Origin of the sequence: Streptomyces sp. NPDC047000, from assembly GCF_040644295.1 — a bacterium.
Lineage (GTDB): Bacteria > Actinomycetota > Actinomycetes > Streptomycetales > Streptomycetaceae > Streptomyces.
The window spans coordinates 459,596-474,660 of sequence record NZ_JBEYWE010000001.1; the positions used below are offsets into that span (position 1 = coordinate 459,596).

11 protein-coding genes are annotated in these 15,065 nt (G+C 73.0%); 7 read left to right on the forward strand and 4 right to left on the reverse strand.

Annotation, left to right across the window (positions count from 1 at the left end):
• Positions 1-4: 4 nt before the first annotated feature.
• Both ABZ862_RS01880 and map read right to left on the reverse strand, forming a co-directional pair.
• Complete coding sequence (locus ABZ862_RS01880; protein ID WP_360950564.1) at positions 5-2,560, reverse strand: ATP-dependent Clp protease ATP-binding subunit; 2,556 nt, start codon at positions 2,558-2,560, stop codon at positions 5-7.
• Positions 2,561-2,809: 249 nt separating this feature from the next.
• Entirely contained in the window at positions 2,810-3,586 is a 777-nt protein-coding gene (gene map / locus ABZ862_RS01885) for a type I methionyl aminopeptidase (protein WP_360950567.1), read from the reverse strand.
• Positions 3,587-3,641: 55 nt separating this feature from the next.
• On the opposite strand from map, the gene ABZ862_RS01890 reads away from it, so the two are divergent.
• The 7 genes from ABZ862_RS01890 to ABZ862_RS01920 all read left to right on the forward strand — a co-directional run bounded on the left by ABZ862_RS01890 (position 3,642) and on the right by ABZ862_RS01920 (position 13,175).
• A complete protein-coding gene (locus tag ABZ862_RS01890; protein WP_360950570.1) occupies positions 3,642-3,893 on the forward strand; it encodes a helix-turn-helix transcriptional regulator in 252 nt (83 codons plus the stop codon).
• A gap of 288 nt (positions 3,894-4,181) precedes the next feature.
• On the forward strand, positions 4,182-5,948 hold the full coding sequence (locus ABZ862_RS01895; protein ID WP_360950573.1) for a hypothetical protein: 1,767 nt from the start codon (positions 4,182-4,184) through the stop codon (positions 5,946-5,948).
• Between the two features lie 722 nt (positions 5,949-6,670).
• Positions 6,671-7,513 carry a nitrilase-related carbon-nitrogen hydrolase gene (locus tag ABZ862_RS01900; RefSeq protein WP_360950576.1) on the forward strand — a complete coding sequence of 281 codons (843 nt, stop codon included), beginning with the start codon at positions 6,671-6,673 and terminating at the stop codon, positions 7,511-7,513.
• Positions 7,510-8,793, forward strand: coding sequence for an aspartate aminotransferase family protein (locus ABZ862_RS01905; protein ID WP_360950579.1), 1,284 nt, complete (start codon positions 7,510-7,512; stop codon positions 8,791-8,793). The genes ABZ862_RS01900 and ABZ862_RS01905 overlap by 4 nt, the downstream gene beginning before the upstream one ends.
• A 214-nt stretch (positions 8,794-9,007) precedes the next feature.
• Positions 9,008-10,408, forward strand: coding sequence for a dihydropyrimidinase (gene hydA / locus ABZ862_RS01910; RefSeq protein WP_360950582.1), 1,401 nt, complete (start codon positions 9,008-9,010; stop codon positions 10,406-10,408).
• Between the two features lie 19 nt (positions 10,409-10,427).
• Positions 10,428-11,453, forward strand: coding sequence for a TIGR03842 family LLM class F420-dependent oxidoreductase (locus ABZ862_RS01915; protein ID WP_360950585.1), 1,026 nt, complete (start codon positions 10,428-10,430; stop codon positions 11,451-11,453).
• A 186-nt stretch (positions 11,454-11,639) separates the two neighbouring features.
• A complete protein-coding gene (locus tag ABZ862_RS01920; protein ID WP_360950588.1) occupies positions 11,640-13,175 on the forward strand; it encodes an NCS1 family nucleobase:cation symporter-1 in 1,536 nt (511 codons plus the stop codon).
• A gap of 33 nt (positions 13,176-13,208) precedes the next feature.
• Here ABZ862_RS01920 and ABZ862_RS01925 read toward each other — a convergent pair whose 3' ends face one another.
• Together ABZ862_RS01925 and ABZ862_RS01930 are read right to left on the reverse strand one after the other, a co-directional pair.
• Entirely contained in the window at positions 13,209-13,898 is a 690-nt protein-coding gene (locus tag ABZ862_RS01925; protein ID WP_360950591.1) for a hypothetical protein, read from the reverse strand.
• Positions 13,899-14,133: 235 nt separating this feature from the next.
• Positions 14,134-14,961: a thioesterase family protein gene (locus tag ABZ862_RS01930; RefSeq protein WP_360950594.1), complete on the reverse strand. Its 828-nt coding sequence runs from the start codon at positions 14,959-14,961 to the stop codon at positions 14,134-14,136.
• Positions 14,962-15,065: the final 104 nt, after the last annotated feature.

Genomic DNA, 15,065 nt, shown 5'->3' on the forward strand with positions numbered 1-15,065 from the left:
GGTGTCAGGGGACGGGCGCCGCGTCCGGTGCGCCGTGCGTGCCGAACGCGAGCTGCCCGTCCTCGACGTCCACCGTGACCCGGCTGCCCGCGCCGATCCGGCCGTCCAGCAGCAGCCGGGACAACCGGTTGTCGACCTCCCGCTGGATGGTGCGGCGCAACGGGCGCGCGCCGTACTCGGGTTGGTGCCCGCGCTCGGCGAGCCAGCCCACCGCCGCGTCGCTGAACTCCACGGTGACGTCCTGCGCCTTCAGCAGCCGACGCGTCCCGTCGAGCAACAGATCGGTGATCTCCCGCAGCTGACCGGACGTCAGCCTGCGGAACACGACGATCTCGTCGATGCGGTTGAGGAACTCGGGCCGGAAGTGCTCGCGCAGCGGCCGCAGGATCCGCTCGCGCCGCGCCTCCTCGTCGGCGTCCGCGCCGCCGCCGTCCGCCGTGAAGCCGAGTCCGGCGCCGCGCCGGGTGATCGCCTCCGAGCCCAGGTTGCTGGTCATCACGATCACCGTGTTGGTGAAGTCCACCGTGCGGCCCTGCGCGTCGGTCAGGCGTCCGTCGTCGAGCACCTGGAGCAGGATGTTGAAGACGTCGGGGTGCGCCTTCTCCACCTCGTCGAGCAGCAGCAGCGCGTACGGGTGCCGGCGCACCGCCTCGGTCAGCTGACCGGCCTCCTCATGGCCGACGTAGCCGGGCGGGGCGCCCACCAGACGGCTGACGGTGTGCCGTTCCTGGTACTCGCTCATGTCGAGCCGGACCATGCGGTCCTCGCTGCCGAACAGCGCCTCGGCGAGGGCGCGGGCCAGTTCCGTCTTGCCGACGCCCGTCGGGCCGAGGAACAGGAAGCTGCCGATCGGCCGGTTCGGGCTGGCGAGCCCGGCGCGGGAACGCAGCACCGCCTCGGAGACGGCGCGCACCGCCTCGTCCTGCCCGATCACCCGCCGGTGCAGATGCTCCGCCAGGCCCAGCAGGCGTTCCTTCTCCTCCTGGGTGAGGCTGCTGACCGGGATGCCGGTCAGCCGGGACACCACCTCGGCGACGGCCTCCGCCGTGACCTCCAGATGCTGTCCCTCGTCGGCCTCGCCGTCCCCGGCCGCCTCGGTGATGCGCCGCTTCAGCTCCGTGATGCGGTCGCGCAGCCGGGTCGCCTCCTCGTACTGCTCGTCGGCGACCGCCTGGTCCTTGTCCCGGGTGAGCTGCTCGGCCTCCTGCTCCATGGCCCGTACGTCCGTGCCCTTGGTCCGGGAGCCCAGCCGCACCCGGGCCCCGGCCTGGTCGATGAGGTCGATCGCCTTGTCGGGCAGCCGCCGGTCGGTGAGATAGCGGTCCGACAGCTCCACCGCCGCGACCAGCGCCTCGTCGGTGTAGCGGACCTGGTGGTGGGCCTCGTAGCGGTCGCGCAGCCCGCGCAGGATCTCGACGGTGTCCGGGGCGCTCGGCTCCGGCACCAGGATCGGCTGGAACCGGCGGGCCAGTGCCGCGTCCTTCTCGATCCGCCGGTACTCCTCGAGCGTCGTCGCGCCCACGACGTGCAGTTCGCCGCGGGCCAGGGCGGGCTTGAGGATGTTGCCGGCGTCCATCGAGCCGCCCTCGCCGCCCCCGCCGGCGCCGACGACGGTGTGCAGTTCGTCGATGAAGACGACGAGCTGGTCGGAGTGGGTGCGGATCTCCTCGACGATGGTGTTCAGCCGCTCCTCGAAGTCGCCCCGGTAGCGGGTGCCGGCGACCACCCCGGTGAGGTCGAGGGCCACCACCCGCCGTCCGCCGAGGATGTCCGGCACGTCCCCGTCGGCGATCCGCTGCGCGAGCCCCTCCACCACGGCGGTCTTGCCGACGCCCGCGTCGCCGATCAGCACCGGGTTGTTCTTGCCGCGCCGGGAGAGCACCTCGATCGTCTGCTCGATCTCCTCCTCACGGCCGATCACCGGGTCGATACGGCCCTGCCGGGCGAGTTCGGTGAGATCGCGGCCGTACTTGTCCAGCGTGGGTGTCCCGGTGGGGCGGCGGGCCTCCGGCCGGGGCGCCGCCGCCTCCGGTGCCTCGGGCGGCAGCCCGGCGGCGGCGAACCGGGAACTGTGCAGGATGTGCCCCGCCGCCGAGTCGGGGTTCGCTGCGAGCGCGCTCAGCACGTGCTCGGGGCCGATGTAGCCCGCGCCGCTGCCCCGGGCCAGCTCGTGCGCGTCCAGCAGGGCGCGCTTGACGGCCGGGGTCAGGGACAGCGTGGTGGGCGGCGCGGTCTCGTCCGGGCGGTGCCGGGCGGGGCCCGACCGCTCGTCGATCTCCGTCGCCAGCGAGTCGGGGTCCGCGCCCGCCCGGGTGAGCAGGCTCCGGGTCGGCTCGGCGGCGAGGGCGGCACGCAGCAGATGCTGGGTGTCCAGGTCCCGGCTGCCGTGCTCGGCGGCGTACTGGGCGGCGCCGCGCACGAGTTCCCTGGCCGGCTGGCTCAGCAGCCGGCCGATGTCGATCTGGCGGGGGCCGGGGCGCGGGCCGCCGAAGAAGCGGGCGAAGAATTCCTGGAAGGGGTCGGGGCCGTAGCCCTCCGGGCCGGTGAAGCCGCTGGTCATGGCGTTCCGTTCCGTTCCGTCGACTGCCGGTTCGGTTCGCGCACGCGGGTACCCGGCCCGTGCCGGACTCACACCGATCCGGCTGCCCCGTGCCCGTAGACCACCATGGCATGCCCGGTGGAGAGCGGCATGTCGTGCTCCGGCCGCCTTCCGGGGCCGTCCGCCGGCGGCCTTCCCGGCTTGTCAGCCGCCGGCCTTCCAGGTGCGTCCGCCGTCCGGGCCGCCCGCCTCCGGGGCCTGCGGGGACGGTCAGCCGTCGTCCCGCGCCGTGAGGATCCGCGGGCCCGACTCCGTGATGGCGACGGTGTGTTCCGCGTGGGCGGCGCGCGAGCCGTCGTCGGTGCGCAGGGTCCAGCCGTCCGGTGCCGTGTGCCAGTCGTCCCGGCCGCTCGCGATCAGCATGGGCTCGATGGCCAGCGCCATGCCGGCCCGCAGCGGCATCCCCCGGCCGGGGCGGCCCTCGTTGGGCACCCCCGGGTCCTCGTGCATACGGCGGCCGATGCCGTGCCCGCCGAAGCCGTCCGGGATGCCGTACCCGGCGGCGCGGCAGACCGTGCCGATCGCGTGCGCGATGTCGCCGATCCGGTTGCCGACGACGGCCGCCCCGATCCCGGCGGCCAGCGCCCGCTCCGTCGTCTCGATGAGCCGCAGGTCCGCGGGGCGCGGCGTGCCGACGGTGAAGCTGATCGCCGAGTCGCCGACCCAGCCGCCGAGCTCGGCGCCGAAGTCGGCGGAGACCAGGTCCCCGTCGCGCAGCCGGTAGCCGTCCGGGATGCCGTGCACGATCGCGTCGTTCACGGAGACGCAGAGCACCCCGGGGTAGGGCACCGGGGCGAACGAGGGCCGGTAGCCGAGGAACGGCGAGGTCGCGCCCGCCTCGCGCAGCACGTCCCGCGCCACGGCGTCCAGTTCCAGCAGGGAGACACCGATACCGGCGGCCTTCCGTACGGCCGTGAGGGCCCGCCCCACGACCTGTCCGGCCTCGTGCATCGCGTCGATCGACGCATCCGTCTTGAGTTCCACCATGCCAATTACTATACCGGTCTGGTCGGTATTTGTTTACCGGTATTAGAATAGTGGCATGGTCCGGAACCCCCTCACCCCCGAAGAACGCGAACGCGGCGAGCGCCTCGGGCGGCTGCTGCGCCAGGCGCGGGGCGGTCGCAGCATGACGGAGATCGCGGCGGGCGCCGGCATCTCGGCGGAGACCCTGCGGAAGATCGAGACCGGCCGCGCCCCGACGCCGGCCTTCTTCACGGTGGCGGCACTGGCGCGGACGCTGGGCCTGTCCATGGACGAACTCGCGGGGCTGTGCGTGCCGGTGACGGTGTGACCCGGAGCGCAATACCGGGGTCCGCCGAGGGCTCCGACGGGATTCCGGTGGCGTGAACTGACCGGTTCTGGAGGTTTTCACCCCCCGATCCTGTGGAGTTTGGTGAGGTCCGCGGGGTTTGGTGAGATTCGGGGGGCCTCTGGACCTGGGCATATGTGGCGGGTGTACGTTACGTTCTGGCAGGGAGGGCGCACTCTGCGTCCAGGCCGCAAACCCTTCGTAGCCCTCCTGTAACGCTACTGGTGTTTGCTACGGAGCGGAGAATTCCGGTCTTGCGGGAGATATGCGATGACAGTGGACCAACTCTCGCAGCAGGTACGGGAGTTCGCGAACTACCTGGACGGTCTGCTCGGGCGGCTGGATCAGGGCGCCGGCTGGTGCGCGGTGTTCTGGCAGCGCGACCCGGACGGCATGCGGGCCTGCCTCGGCGGCCGTGAGCTGCCGCCCTGGGACGTCGTCGAATCGCTCCTGCAGGATCTGGCCAACGTCTACGGCCCCGACGTCGCCCTCCAGGAGACCGAGCGCGCCGGGAGCCTGCACCGGGCCGCGGTCACCGCGCACGACAGCCGCCCCGGCGGCCGTGAGGCCCTCGCGGACCGGCTCGACATGATGCTCCGCGAGCAGCAGACGTCCGGCGAGCGGCAGGCCGAACTGGGCCGGATGCTGGCCGCCGCCACCACCCGCGAACAGGCCGACGCCCTCCGCCTCGACCTCGCCTGGGCCACCGACGACCACGAACGCGCCACGGCCCGCTGCGCCGAACTCCGGGCCCGGCTGCGCGGCCTGGACCACCGCACCGGCGCCGGGCAGGCCCCGCCCGTCGGCGGTACGGGCGGCGACCGCACCGACGGCGCACGCCCCGGGATACCGCGCCGCCGCGAGGCGCGCGGCGGCGGCCAGGGGGCGGCCGGTGCCACCCCCGCGCCGTCCGCCGCGGCCTCCGGGCCGATGGCCCCCTCCGGCGCGTCCGCGGCGCCGCGGCGCGACGGCGCCGACGCGCAGTCCGGCGCGATCGACTGGCGTGCGGCACGGCGTGCGGCCGAGGGCTGGTGGGCCGCGGAACTCGACGCCTCCGAGGCCGGCACCGTCCATGACGCCGCGGGAACCGGCCCGGAGGAGCGGGGCTACGACTTCCCGGCCCCCGCCCTCGAACCGGGCGGCTCACCGTCCGCCGCGCAGCCCGACCCGCAGCCCGTTCCCGACGCGGCCGGGCAGTCCGGGCACCGGCGGGGCGGGTCCTTCCCCGCCGGGCCTTCCGAGCAGCAGCCCGCACCGGACGCCGCCGCCCCGGCTCCGGCACCGTCCACCACGTCCCGCGCCGCCCGTGCCGCCGCCCGTACCCTGCGCGGCGCCCGCTTCGCCGGAGGCGGGGGCGGGGCGCGCCCCGCAGCGGCACCCGATGCCTCCGACGCCGTACCGCAGCAGGCCGTTCCGGACCCGCACCCGGACGCCGTCGACCAGCCGGTGCCCGCCGCGCTCCAGCCGGAGCCCGCCGCCCAGCAGCCCGGCCCCGCCCTCCCGGACACGGAGGACGGCCGCGCCGTCCGCGACACCGTCACCGCCCTGCTGCGCCTGCGCGGCGAGGGCCGTACCGGTGAGGCGCACGCCCTGCTCGTCGAGGCCGCGTACTGGCCCGCCGCCCGCTTCCCGCTGCTCGCCGGCCAGATGCACCACGCCGGGCTCGGCGCCGACTGGGCGACGCTGCTGTGGGAGGCCGCCTCGCTGCCCATCGACCTGCTGGTCGCCGCCGCGGACGCGCTGGTCGAGGCCGGACGGGAGGACGACGGGCAGCAGATGCTCCGCCAGGGCGTCGCACGGCCCGCCGCCGAGATCGGCGGCGCGGTACTGGCCCTGGTCGCCGAGAACCGGGACCGCGAGGTGAGCGAGCTGCTCGACGCGTACGTCCGGGTCCGCACCCCGGAGGAGGCCGCGCGCAGCGTCGACGCCGACCCGCGGCACCTGGTGCCACTGCTGCTGGCCGCCGCCCGCGGGGTCTCCGACGAGCGCCACTGGGACGTGCTGCACGCCCTGCGCGTCGCAGGCCACACAGTCTGACCGGCCCACCCGGACACGGAGGACCGACGGGCGGCCGGATCCCCGGCACCCCCGGCCCGACCGCCCGCGCGGATGGCTCGGCCGCCTGACGGTGGGCGGATCGCCCGGAGGCACGGCCCCGCCGTGACCGCCAGGCCGCCCGGCCGTGTGTCCTGACTGCTCGAGCGCGCCGTTCGACGGTCTGTCCGGCGGTGTGTGACCTGCCGCCCGCGCGGGCGACTCGGCAGCCTGACCGGTCTGCTCGGCCTGGCGGCGGCCGGGATGCCCGGCCGCACGCTCTGGCCGCTCGAGCGCGCCGCTCGACGGCCTGACCGGCGGTGTACGGCCTGACCGCCCGTGTGGGCGGCTCGGCCCGGGGGATCCGCACGGACTGACGGTGGCCGGAGTGCGCCGTGACGGTCCGGGCGGCCGGGTGCGGCCCGACCACCCGCGCGGGCGGCCCGGCGGTCCGTGCGGCCGGACGGCCGTCGGGTGCCGGACCTGCCGGTCCGGGCCGCCCGGACGCGGTCCGGCCTGCCTGGCCGGGAGGCATCCGGGCGAGGGGGGACCGCCGACGGGCCCCGCGGGCACCCGCTGCTCACCCTTTGGAGTGCGAAACATGATCGACTCTGCGGCTTAACGACGATGGTCTTGGCAAGCCCGTCGCGGGGGCTTACGTTCGTGCCTCTACCGCCTGCTTCTACGGGCGTAGAGGTGCTGGCGTCCCGTCGAAGGAGCAGCTCATGGCCAACGTCGTACGCGCCGCTCTGGTCCAGGCCACCTGGACCGGCGACACCGAGTCCATGGTCGCGAAACACGAGGAGCACGCCCGTGAGGCCGCCCGGCAGGGCGCGAAGGTCATCGGGTTCCAGGAAGTCTTCAACGCCCCCTACTTCTGCCAGGTCCAGGACCCGGAGCACTACCGCTGGGCCGAACCCGTGCCCGACGGCCCGACCGTGACCCGGATGCGGGCCCTCGCCAGGGAACTCGGCATGGTGATGGTCGTCCCGGTCTTCGAGGTCGAGCAGTCCGGCTTCTACTACAACACCGCCGCCGTGATCGACGCCGACGGCAGCTACCTCGGCATGTACCGCAAGCACCACATCCCGCAGGTCAAGGGCTTCTGGGAGAAGTACTACTTCAAGCCGGGCAACGCCGGCTGGCCGGTCTTCGACACCGCCGTCGGCAAGGTCGGCGTCTACATCTGCTACGACCGCCACTTCCCCGAGGGCTGGCGGCAACTCGGCCTGAACGGCGCCCAGCTGGTCTACAACCCGTCCGCCACCTCACGCGGCCTGTCGGCCTACCTCTGGCAGCTGGAGCAGCCCGCCGCGGCCGTCGCCAACGAGTACTTCATCGCCGCCATCAACCGGGTCGGCCAGGAGGAGTACGGCGACGACGACTTCTACGGCACCAGCTACTTCGTCGACCCGCGCGGCCAGTTCGTCGGCGACACCGCCAGCGACAAGGCCGAGGAACTCGTCGTCCGCGACCTCGACTTCGGCCTCATCGACGAGGTGCGGCAGCAGTGGGCGTTCTACCGCGACCGCCGCCCCGACGCGTACGAGGGGCTGGTCACGCCGTGAACGAACTCCACGCCCGGCACCGCGACGTCCTGCCCGACTGGCTCGCGCTCTACTACGACGACCCGCTGGAACTCACCCACGGCGAGGGCCGCCACGTCTGGGACGCGAGCGGCAGGAAGTACCTCGACTTCTTCGGCGGCATCCTCACCACGCTGACCGCGCACGCCCTGCCCGAGGTCACCAAGGCCGTCGCCGAGCAGGCCGGGCGGATCATCCACTCCTCCACGCTCTACCTCAACCGGCCGATGGTCGAACTCGCCGAGCGGGTCGCCCAGGTGAGCGGCATCCCCGACGCGCGGGTGTTCTTCACCACCTCCGGCACCGAGGCCAACGACACCGCCCTGCTGCTCGCCACGGCCTACCGGCGCAGCAACACCGTCCTCGCGATGCGCAACAGCTACCACGGCCGCTCCTTCAGCGCCGTCGGCATCACCGGCAACCGCAGCTGGTCCCCGACCTCGCTGTCGCCGCTGCAGACCCTCTACGTCCACGGCGGCGTCCGCACCCGTGGCCCGTTCGCCCACCTCGACGACGCCGCCTTCACCGCGGCCTGCGTCGCCGACCTCGAGGACCTGCTCGGCCACTCCCGGTCGCCGGCCGCCCTGATCGCCGAACCCGTCCAGGGCGTCGGCGGGTTCACCTCACCGCCCGACGGCCTGTACGCGGCGTTCCGCGAGGTGCTCGCCGAGCGCGGGATCCTGTGGATCTCCGACGAGGTGCAGACCGGCTGGGGCCGCACCGGCGACCACTTCTGGGGCTGGCAGGCGCACGGACGGAGCGGCCCGCCCGACATCGTCACCTTCGCCAAGGGCCTCGGTAACGGCGCCTCCATCGGCGGTGTGATCGCCCGCGCCGAGATCATGAACTGCCTGGACTCCAACAGCATCTCCACGTTCGGCGGCACCCAGCTCACCATGGCGGCGGGCCTCGCCAACCTGACGTATCTGCTGGAGCACGACCTCCAGGGCAACGCCCGCCGTGTCGGCGGCCTCCTCATCGAGCGGCTGCGGGCCGCCGCAGCGCAGCTCCCCGGTGTACGGGAGGTGCGCGGACGCGGGCTGATGATCGGTGTCGAACTGGCCCGGCCCGGTACCGACGAGGCCGACCCGGCCGCGGCGGCCGCCGTGCTGGAGGCGGCGCGTGAGGGAGGACTGCTCATCGGCAAGGGCGGCGGACACGACACCAGCGCCCTGCGCATCGCACCACCGCTGTCCCTGACGGTCGCGGAGGCCGAGGAGGGCGCCGCGATCCTCGAACAGGCGCTGCGCAGCGTGCGGTAGCCGCACCGCCGCCCGCCGGAGGGACATTGCGCCGGGCGGCCGTCCCGGCGGCCGGACGTCCTGTCCGGAGGTCCCACCGCCGGGCGCCGGGGCCGCCCGCCCTTCCGGCGCCCTGCGGCACATCCCAGCCCGGCCCGACCGGATCCGCCCTCCGGCCCCCCGGACCGCCCCCGCCCGAGCGCATCCGCCCCGCCCGACCGGAAGGAGAGCGAGCATGAGCAGTACCGTCATCCGCGGCGGCCTGGTCATCACCGCGTCCGACGAGATCCACGCCGACATCCTGATCGAGAACGGCCGGGTGGCCGCCCTCGCCGCCGTCGGCACCCCGGCCGCCGAGGCGTTCACGGCGGAGAGGGTCGTCGACGCGACCGGGAAGTACGTCATCCCGGGCGGGGTCGACGCCCACACCCATATGGAGCTGCCGTTCGGCGGCACCTTCGCCTCCGACACCTTCGAGACCGGCACCCGGGCCGCGGCCTGGGGCGGCACCACCACGATCGTCGACTTCGCGGTGCAGACCGTCGGCCGTTCCCTGCGCGAGGGCCTGGACACCTGGCACGCCAAGGCGGAGGGCAACTGCGCCGTCGACTACGGCTTCCACATGATCGTCTCCGATGTGAACGAGGACACCCTCAAAGAGATGGACCTGCTGGTGGAGGAGGGCGTGACCTCCTTCAAGCAGTTCATGGCCTACCCGGGGGTGTTCTACAGCGACGACGGCCAGATCCTGCGCGCCATGCAGCGCTCCGCCGACAACGGCGGCCTGATCATGATGCACGCCGAGAACGGCATCGCGATCGACGTGCTGGTCGAACAGGCCCTGGCCCGCGGCGAGACCGACCCGCGTTTCCACGGCGAGGTCCGCAGGGCGCTGCTGGAGGCCGAGGCCACCCACCGTGCCATCCGGCTCGCCCAGGTCGCGGGCGCCCCGCTGTACGTGGTGCACGTCTCGGCGACGGAGGCGGTCGCCGAGCTGGCCAGGGCGCGGGACGAGGGCCTGAACGTGTTCGGCGAGACCTGCCCGCAGTACCTCTTCCTGTCGACCGACAACCTCGCCGAGCCGGACTTCGAGGGCGCCAAGTACGTGTGCAGCACGCCGCTGAGGCCCCGCGAGCACCAGGCGAGCCTCTGGCGCGGCCTGCGCACCAACGACCTCCAGGTGGTGTCCACGGACCACTGCCCCTTCTGCTTCGCCGGACAGAAGGAACTGGGCCGCGGAGACTTCTCCAAGATCCCCAACGGGCTGCCGGGCGTGGAGAACCGGATGGACCTGCTCCACCAGGCCGTCGTCGACGGGCACATCAGCCGCCGCCGCTGGATCGAGATCGCCTGCGCCACCCCGGCGCGGATGTTCGGCCTCTACCCGAAGAAGGGCACCATCGCCCCGGGCTCCGACGCCGACATCGTGATCTACGACCCGCACGCCGGGCAGGTGATGTCCGCCGAGACGCACCACATGAACGTCGACTACTCGGCGTACGAGGGCAAGCCGGTCACCGGACGGGTGGAGAGCGTGCTCTCGCGCGGCGAACCCGTCATCACCGAGCGGGAGTACACCGGACGCGCGGGCCACGGCGTCTACACCCCGCGCTCCACCTGCCAGTACCTCCACTAGGAAGGGCGCCACAGACGTCATGGACTTCGGACTCGTCCTGCAGACCGACCCGCCGGCCTCCCAGGTCGTCAGCCTGATGAAGCGGGCCGAGCGCAACGGCTTCACCCACGGCTGGACCTTCGACTCGGCCGTGCTGTGGCAGGAACCGTTCGTGATCTACAGTCAGATCCTGGCGAACACGACGAAGTTGAAGGTCGGCACGATGGTGACCAACCCCGGCACCCGCACCTGGGAAGTCACCGCCTCGTCCTTCGCCACCCTCAACGACATGTTCGGCAACCGCACGGTGTGCGGCATCGGCCGCGGCGACTCCGCGATGCGTGTCGCGGGCCGCAAGCCCAACACCCTGGCCCGGATCAGCGCGGCCATGAAGGTCGTCCGCGCGCTGGGCCGGGGCGACGAGGCCGACCTCGGAGGTACGGTGGTCCGCTTCCCGTGGATCAAGGAGGGCGCCGAACTCCCCGTCTGGATGGCCGCGTACGGCCCCAAGGCCCTGAAGATGGCCGGTGAGGAGGCCGACGGCTTCATCCTCCAGCTTGCCGACCTCTACCTCACCGAGTACATGGTCAAGGCCGTGAAGGACGCCGCCGCCGCGGCCGGCCGCGACCCTGCCGAGGTGACCGTCTGCGTCGCCGCCCCGGCGTACGTCACCGAGGACGACTCGCCCGCCGCGCTCGCCCATGCCCGCGAGCAGTGCCGCTGGTTCGGCGGCATGGTCGGCAACCACGTCGCCGACCTGGTCTCCCGCTACGGCGAGCACTCCGCGCAGGTGCCCGAGGAACTCACCGACTACATCAAGTCCCGCCAGGGCTACGACTACTCCCACCACGGGCGCAGCGGCAACCCGGACACCGAGTTCGTGCCCGACGAGATCGTCGACCGGTTCTGCGTCATCGGCCCCGTCGAGCGGCACATCGAGAAGCTCGAGGCCCTGCGCGAGCTCGGCGTCGACCAGTTCGCCGTCTACGACATGCACGACGCCCGGGAGGCCGTCATCGACGCCTACGGCACGAAAGTCATCCCGGCCCTCAACGGCACCGGCTGACCCGCCGCCGCAGGCCCCGCCGCACCACCCCACCCGAACAGCACCTCCTGCCACCCCGCCCGAACCCCGTCCCCGCCTGCACCCCCCTTCGTGTCACCCAGGGCATTCGAGTCACCCCGGAACCCGTCCCCACGGCGCCGCCCGCACGGCCACGCTTCCCGGTCCACCTCACCGATTGGCCTGCCCATGACCGAAACCGCTCCCGCGGCCATACCCCCGGCCGCCCAAGTCACCCTCCCCGACGGGCGCGTGGAGATCGCCCCGGGCACCGCGCAGCCGACCGGCCCGTACGCCAACGCGGACCTGCTGCCGGTGCCCGTCGGCCGACGCACCTGGACCACGTACAACTTCGCCGCCCTCTGGGTCGGCATGGCCCACAACACGGCCTCCTGGACCCTGGCCTCCGGTCTCATCGCCGTCGGCATGGACTGGAAGCAGGCGGTGTTCACCATCGCCCTGGCCAACCTGATCGTGCTGGTCCCGATGCTGCTCACCGGGCACGCCGGCCCCAGGTACGGCATCCCCTTCCCGGTCTTCGCCCGCGCCTCCTTCGGCATCCGGGGCGCCAACCTCCCCGCTGTCGTAAGGGCGTTGGTGGCGTGCGGCTGGTTCGGCATCCAGACCTGGATCGGCGGTGAGGCGATCTACTTCCTGGCCGGCAAGCTCATCGGCGACGGCTGGGCGAACGCCACCGAGATCGGCGGGCACGCCTGGACCATGTGGCTGTCGTTCGCGGTCTTCTGGGCGATCCAGGTCGCCGTCATCTACCGGGGCATGGAGACCGTCCGCCGCTTCGAGAACTGGGCGGCGCCCTTCGTGCTCGTCGGCGCGTTCGTGATGCTGGGGTGGATGAGCGGCAAGGCGGGCGGCCTCGGCCCGCTGTTCGACCAGCCCTCCCGGCTGGGCTGGGGCGGCGACTTCTGGAAGCTGTTCGCACCGTCCCTGATGGGCATGATCGGCTTCTGGTCGACGCTGTCCCTCAACATCCCCGACTTCACCCGCTACGGCAGGAGCCAGAAGGCGCAGACCCGCGGCCAGGCCCTCGGACTGCCCACCACCATGACGTTGTTCGCCTTTCTCTCGGTGCTCGTCACCTCCGGCTCGCAGGCCGTCTACGGCAAGCCGGTCTGGGACCCGGTGCAGCTCGCCGCCCGGACGGACAACGTGGTGGGCCTGCTCTACGCCCTGGTGACCGTGCTGGTGGCGACCCTGTCCGTCAACGTCGCGGCCAACCTGGTCTCCCCGGCGTTCGACTTCTCCAACATCGCGCCCCGCAGGATCAGTTTCCGCGCCGGCGCGCTCGTCACCTGCGTGCTCGGCGTGCTGATCTTCCCGTGGAAGCTGTACGCCGATCCGCAGGGCTACATCTTCACCTGGCTCGGCCTCGTCGGCGGCCTGCTCGGCACGGTCGCCGGCATCCTCATCGCCGACTACTGGATCCTGCGCCGCGGCCGGCTCGACCTCACCGACCTCTACCGGGGCGGCGGCGGCCGGTACTGGTACGACGGCGGCTGGAACTGGCGGGCGGTCGCCGCCTTCGTGACCGGAGGCGTCCTGGCCGTCGGCGGCGCCGACTTCCACCCGCTGCTCGACGGCCGCCCGATCACGGCCCTGTCGTCCCTGGCCGACTACGGCTGGGCGGTCGGCCTGGGCACCTCACTGGTGCTGTACACGGCACTGATGCTGCTCACCGGCAAGAAGCCGCAGCCCGAAGAAGGGTGACGGCACGTCAGTCCGGCCGCCGGCGGAGGACGGTCAGCCCTTCCGGCCGTCCTCCAGCGCCGCCACCGCGTCCTTCGCGGCCTTGATGGCACCCTTGTTGATGACGTCGGTGCTCGGTGCCTTCTTCGTCTCGAAGTCGCTGCCGTTGTAGGTGACCGTCACCAGCGCGTTCGACACCTGGGCGAGCACCACGCCCTCCCGGGTCTGCTGCTTCGACTCGGTGGTCAGGTTCACCACCGAGTACCCCGCGTTGCCGAGCCCGGGGACCGCCCCGCCGCCGCTGCGCTCGGCGACCCGGTCCTTGTACTCCTTCTGCGCCGCCGCGTCCGAGGCGGTGATCTCGTAGGAGACGTCCAGCCACCGGTAGTCGTAGCCCTTGAGCGCGTTCCACGAGCAGGTGCGGCGCACCGTCGTGTCCGTCGACGGGATCTCCTTGCCGGCCGTCTTGGCTCCCGGCACCAGCGACTTGACCGTGCCCGCGGTGATGCCGGTGCACGGCGCGGGGGAGTCGGCGTACGTCTTGGTGACCGCCGCGGCCGAGGGGGCGGTGGAGGTCTGCTGCTGCGTCGCGGTCCCCCCGTCGGAGGCGTCGGAGGCGGACTTGTGGTCCGGCGTCGCCGACGCGGCGAACGGGCCGGACGTCAGCGCCCATCCGGCCGCGGCGAGCACGACTACGGGAGCGATGCGCGCGGACAGAGCGAGCGGCAAAGGAAGATCACGCACGGGCGCACTTCTCGTGGGGGACGGGGTGCGGAGCGGGTCCGCACCGCGGACGGGACGCCAGTGTCACACGAGTTGCCATGAGGCGAAAAGCTCGAACGGATTCTGTCTCTCTGCGTACTCACCCGGTCACCGTGAACTGCCGTACACGGGCCGTGTATCCGCTTATGTCCGACACTGTTCCCCTCCCGGGCGGGGCCCGGGGCCGGTCCTCGGCCGGGTGCGGCCCGCGCCGCCGTCAGGTTCCGGGCGCGGGACGGACGGTGAGCAGCTGCTCGGCCCGGCCGACCGGCCCGTCCACATCGTGCAGGACGGTACTGGTGAGCCCTTGACCGGACGGCCCGAACGTCACCGACGTGTCGAGCCCCGTCCACGGTCCGCGCGGGGCACGGTGCAGATGCACCGTCAGATCGACGTTGGGGAACGACCAGCTGCCGGGCGGCTGCCGTACGGCGATGCCGTTCGCGGTGTCGACCAGCGCGAGGAACGACGCGAGCGGACCCGCCCCGGCCCCGGCGACCAGTTCCAGCGGAGTGCGCACCCAGACGGTGGCCCGGCCCGGCCGGGGCGGCGTGAGCGGACGGACGTCCAGGGAGGCGATGTAACCGCCGGGCCAGACCTCGGTCATCGGCCACGGCTCCAGCCCGTCCGGCGGGGTGAGCGGCCCGTCGGCGCCTCCGGCGACCGCGGAGGTGTCGTACGCCGCCAGGAACCAGGCGCGCGCCCGCACCACGTCCCGCGCGCCGATGCGGACGACCGCCTCGACCAGCTCGATGGTGCGGCCCGGCCGCACGGTCTCCACCCGGATCTCGCACTCGTCCAGCGCGGGCCGCCCCAGGATGTCGTAGCAGATCCGCGACAGCAGCAGTCCCGGGTCCGCGCCCGAGGCCGCCCGGTGCCGCTCGATCGCGTGGACGACGAGCCCGCCCAGCGGGCTGAAGTGCTGCTCGTCGGCCGTCCAGGCCCCGCCCGCGTGCGCCGTCGGCTTGTAGCGGTGCTCGTCGGTCTGCTCGAAGTAACTGCCCGGCGCCGGAGACGTACCGGGAGACGTGGTGGGGGTGCGCACCGGCCGTATCTCCTCACTGCTCGCCCGCACGACGAACGGTCCGTGGACGAACGATCCGTGGACGAACGGTCCATGGGCGAACGGTCCGTACCGGACCCTAACCC

What these genes read in the sequence shown, in the direction of transcription:
- ABZ862_RS01880 (WP_360950564.1), bottom strand. Translation starts at nt 2,560, where the DNA reads ATGACCAGCGGCTTCACCGGCCCGGAGGGCTACGGCCCCGACCCCTTC.
- map (WP_360950567.1), bottom strand. Translation starts at nt 3,586, where the DNA reads ATGGTGGAACTCAAGACGGATGCGTCGATCGACGCGATGCACGAGGCC.
- ABZ862_RS01890 (WP_360950570.1), top strand. Translation starts at nt 3,642, where the DNA reads ATGGTCCGGAACCCCCTCACCCCCGAAGAACGCGAACGCGGCGAGCGC.
- ABZ862_RS01895 (WP_360950573.1), top strand. Translation starts at nt 4,182, where the DNA reads ATGACAGTGGACCAACTCTCGCAGCAGGTACGGGAGTTCGCGAACTAC.
- ABZ862_RS01900 (WP_360950576.1), top strand. Translation starts at nt 6,671, where the DNA reads ATGGCCAACGTCGTACGCGCCGCTCTGGTCCAGGCCACCTGGACCGGC.
- hydA (WP_360950582.1), top strand. Translation starts at nt 9,008, where the DNA reads ATGAGCAGTACCGTCATCCGCGGCGGCCTGGTCATCACCGCGTCCGAC.
- ABZ862_RS01915 (WP_360950585.1), top strand. Translation starts at nt 10,428, where the DNA reads ATGGACTTCGGACTCGTCCTGCAGACCGACCCGCCGGCCTCCCAGGTC.
- ABZ862_RS01920 (WP_360950588.1), top strand. Translation starts at nt 11,640, where the DNA reads ATGACCGAAACCGCTCCCGCGGCCATACCCCCGGCCGCCCAAGTCACC.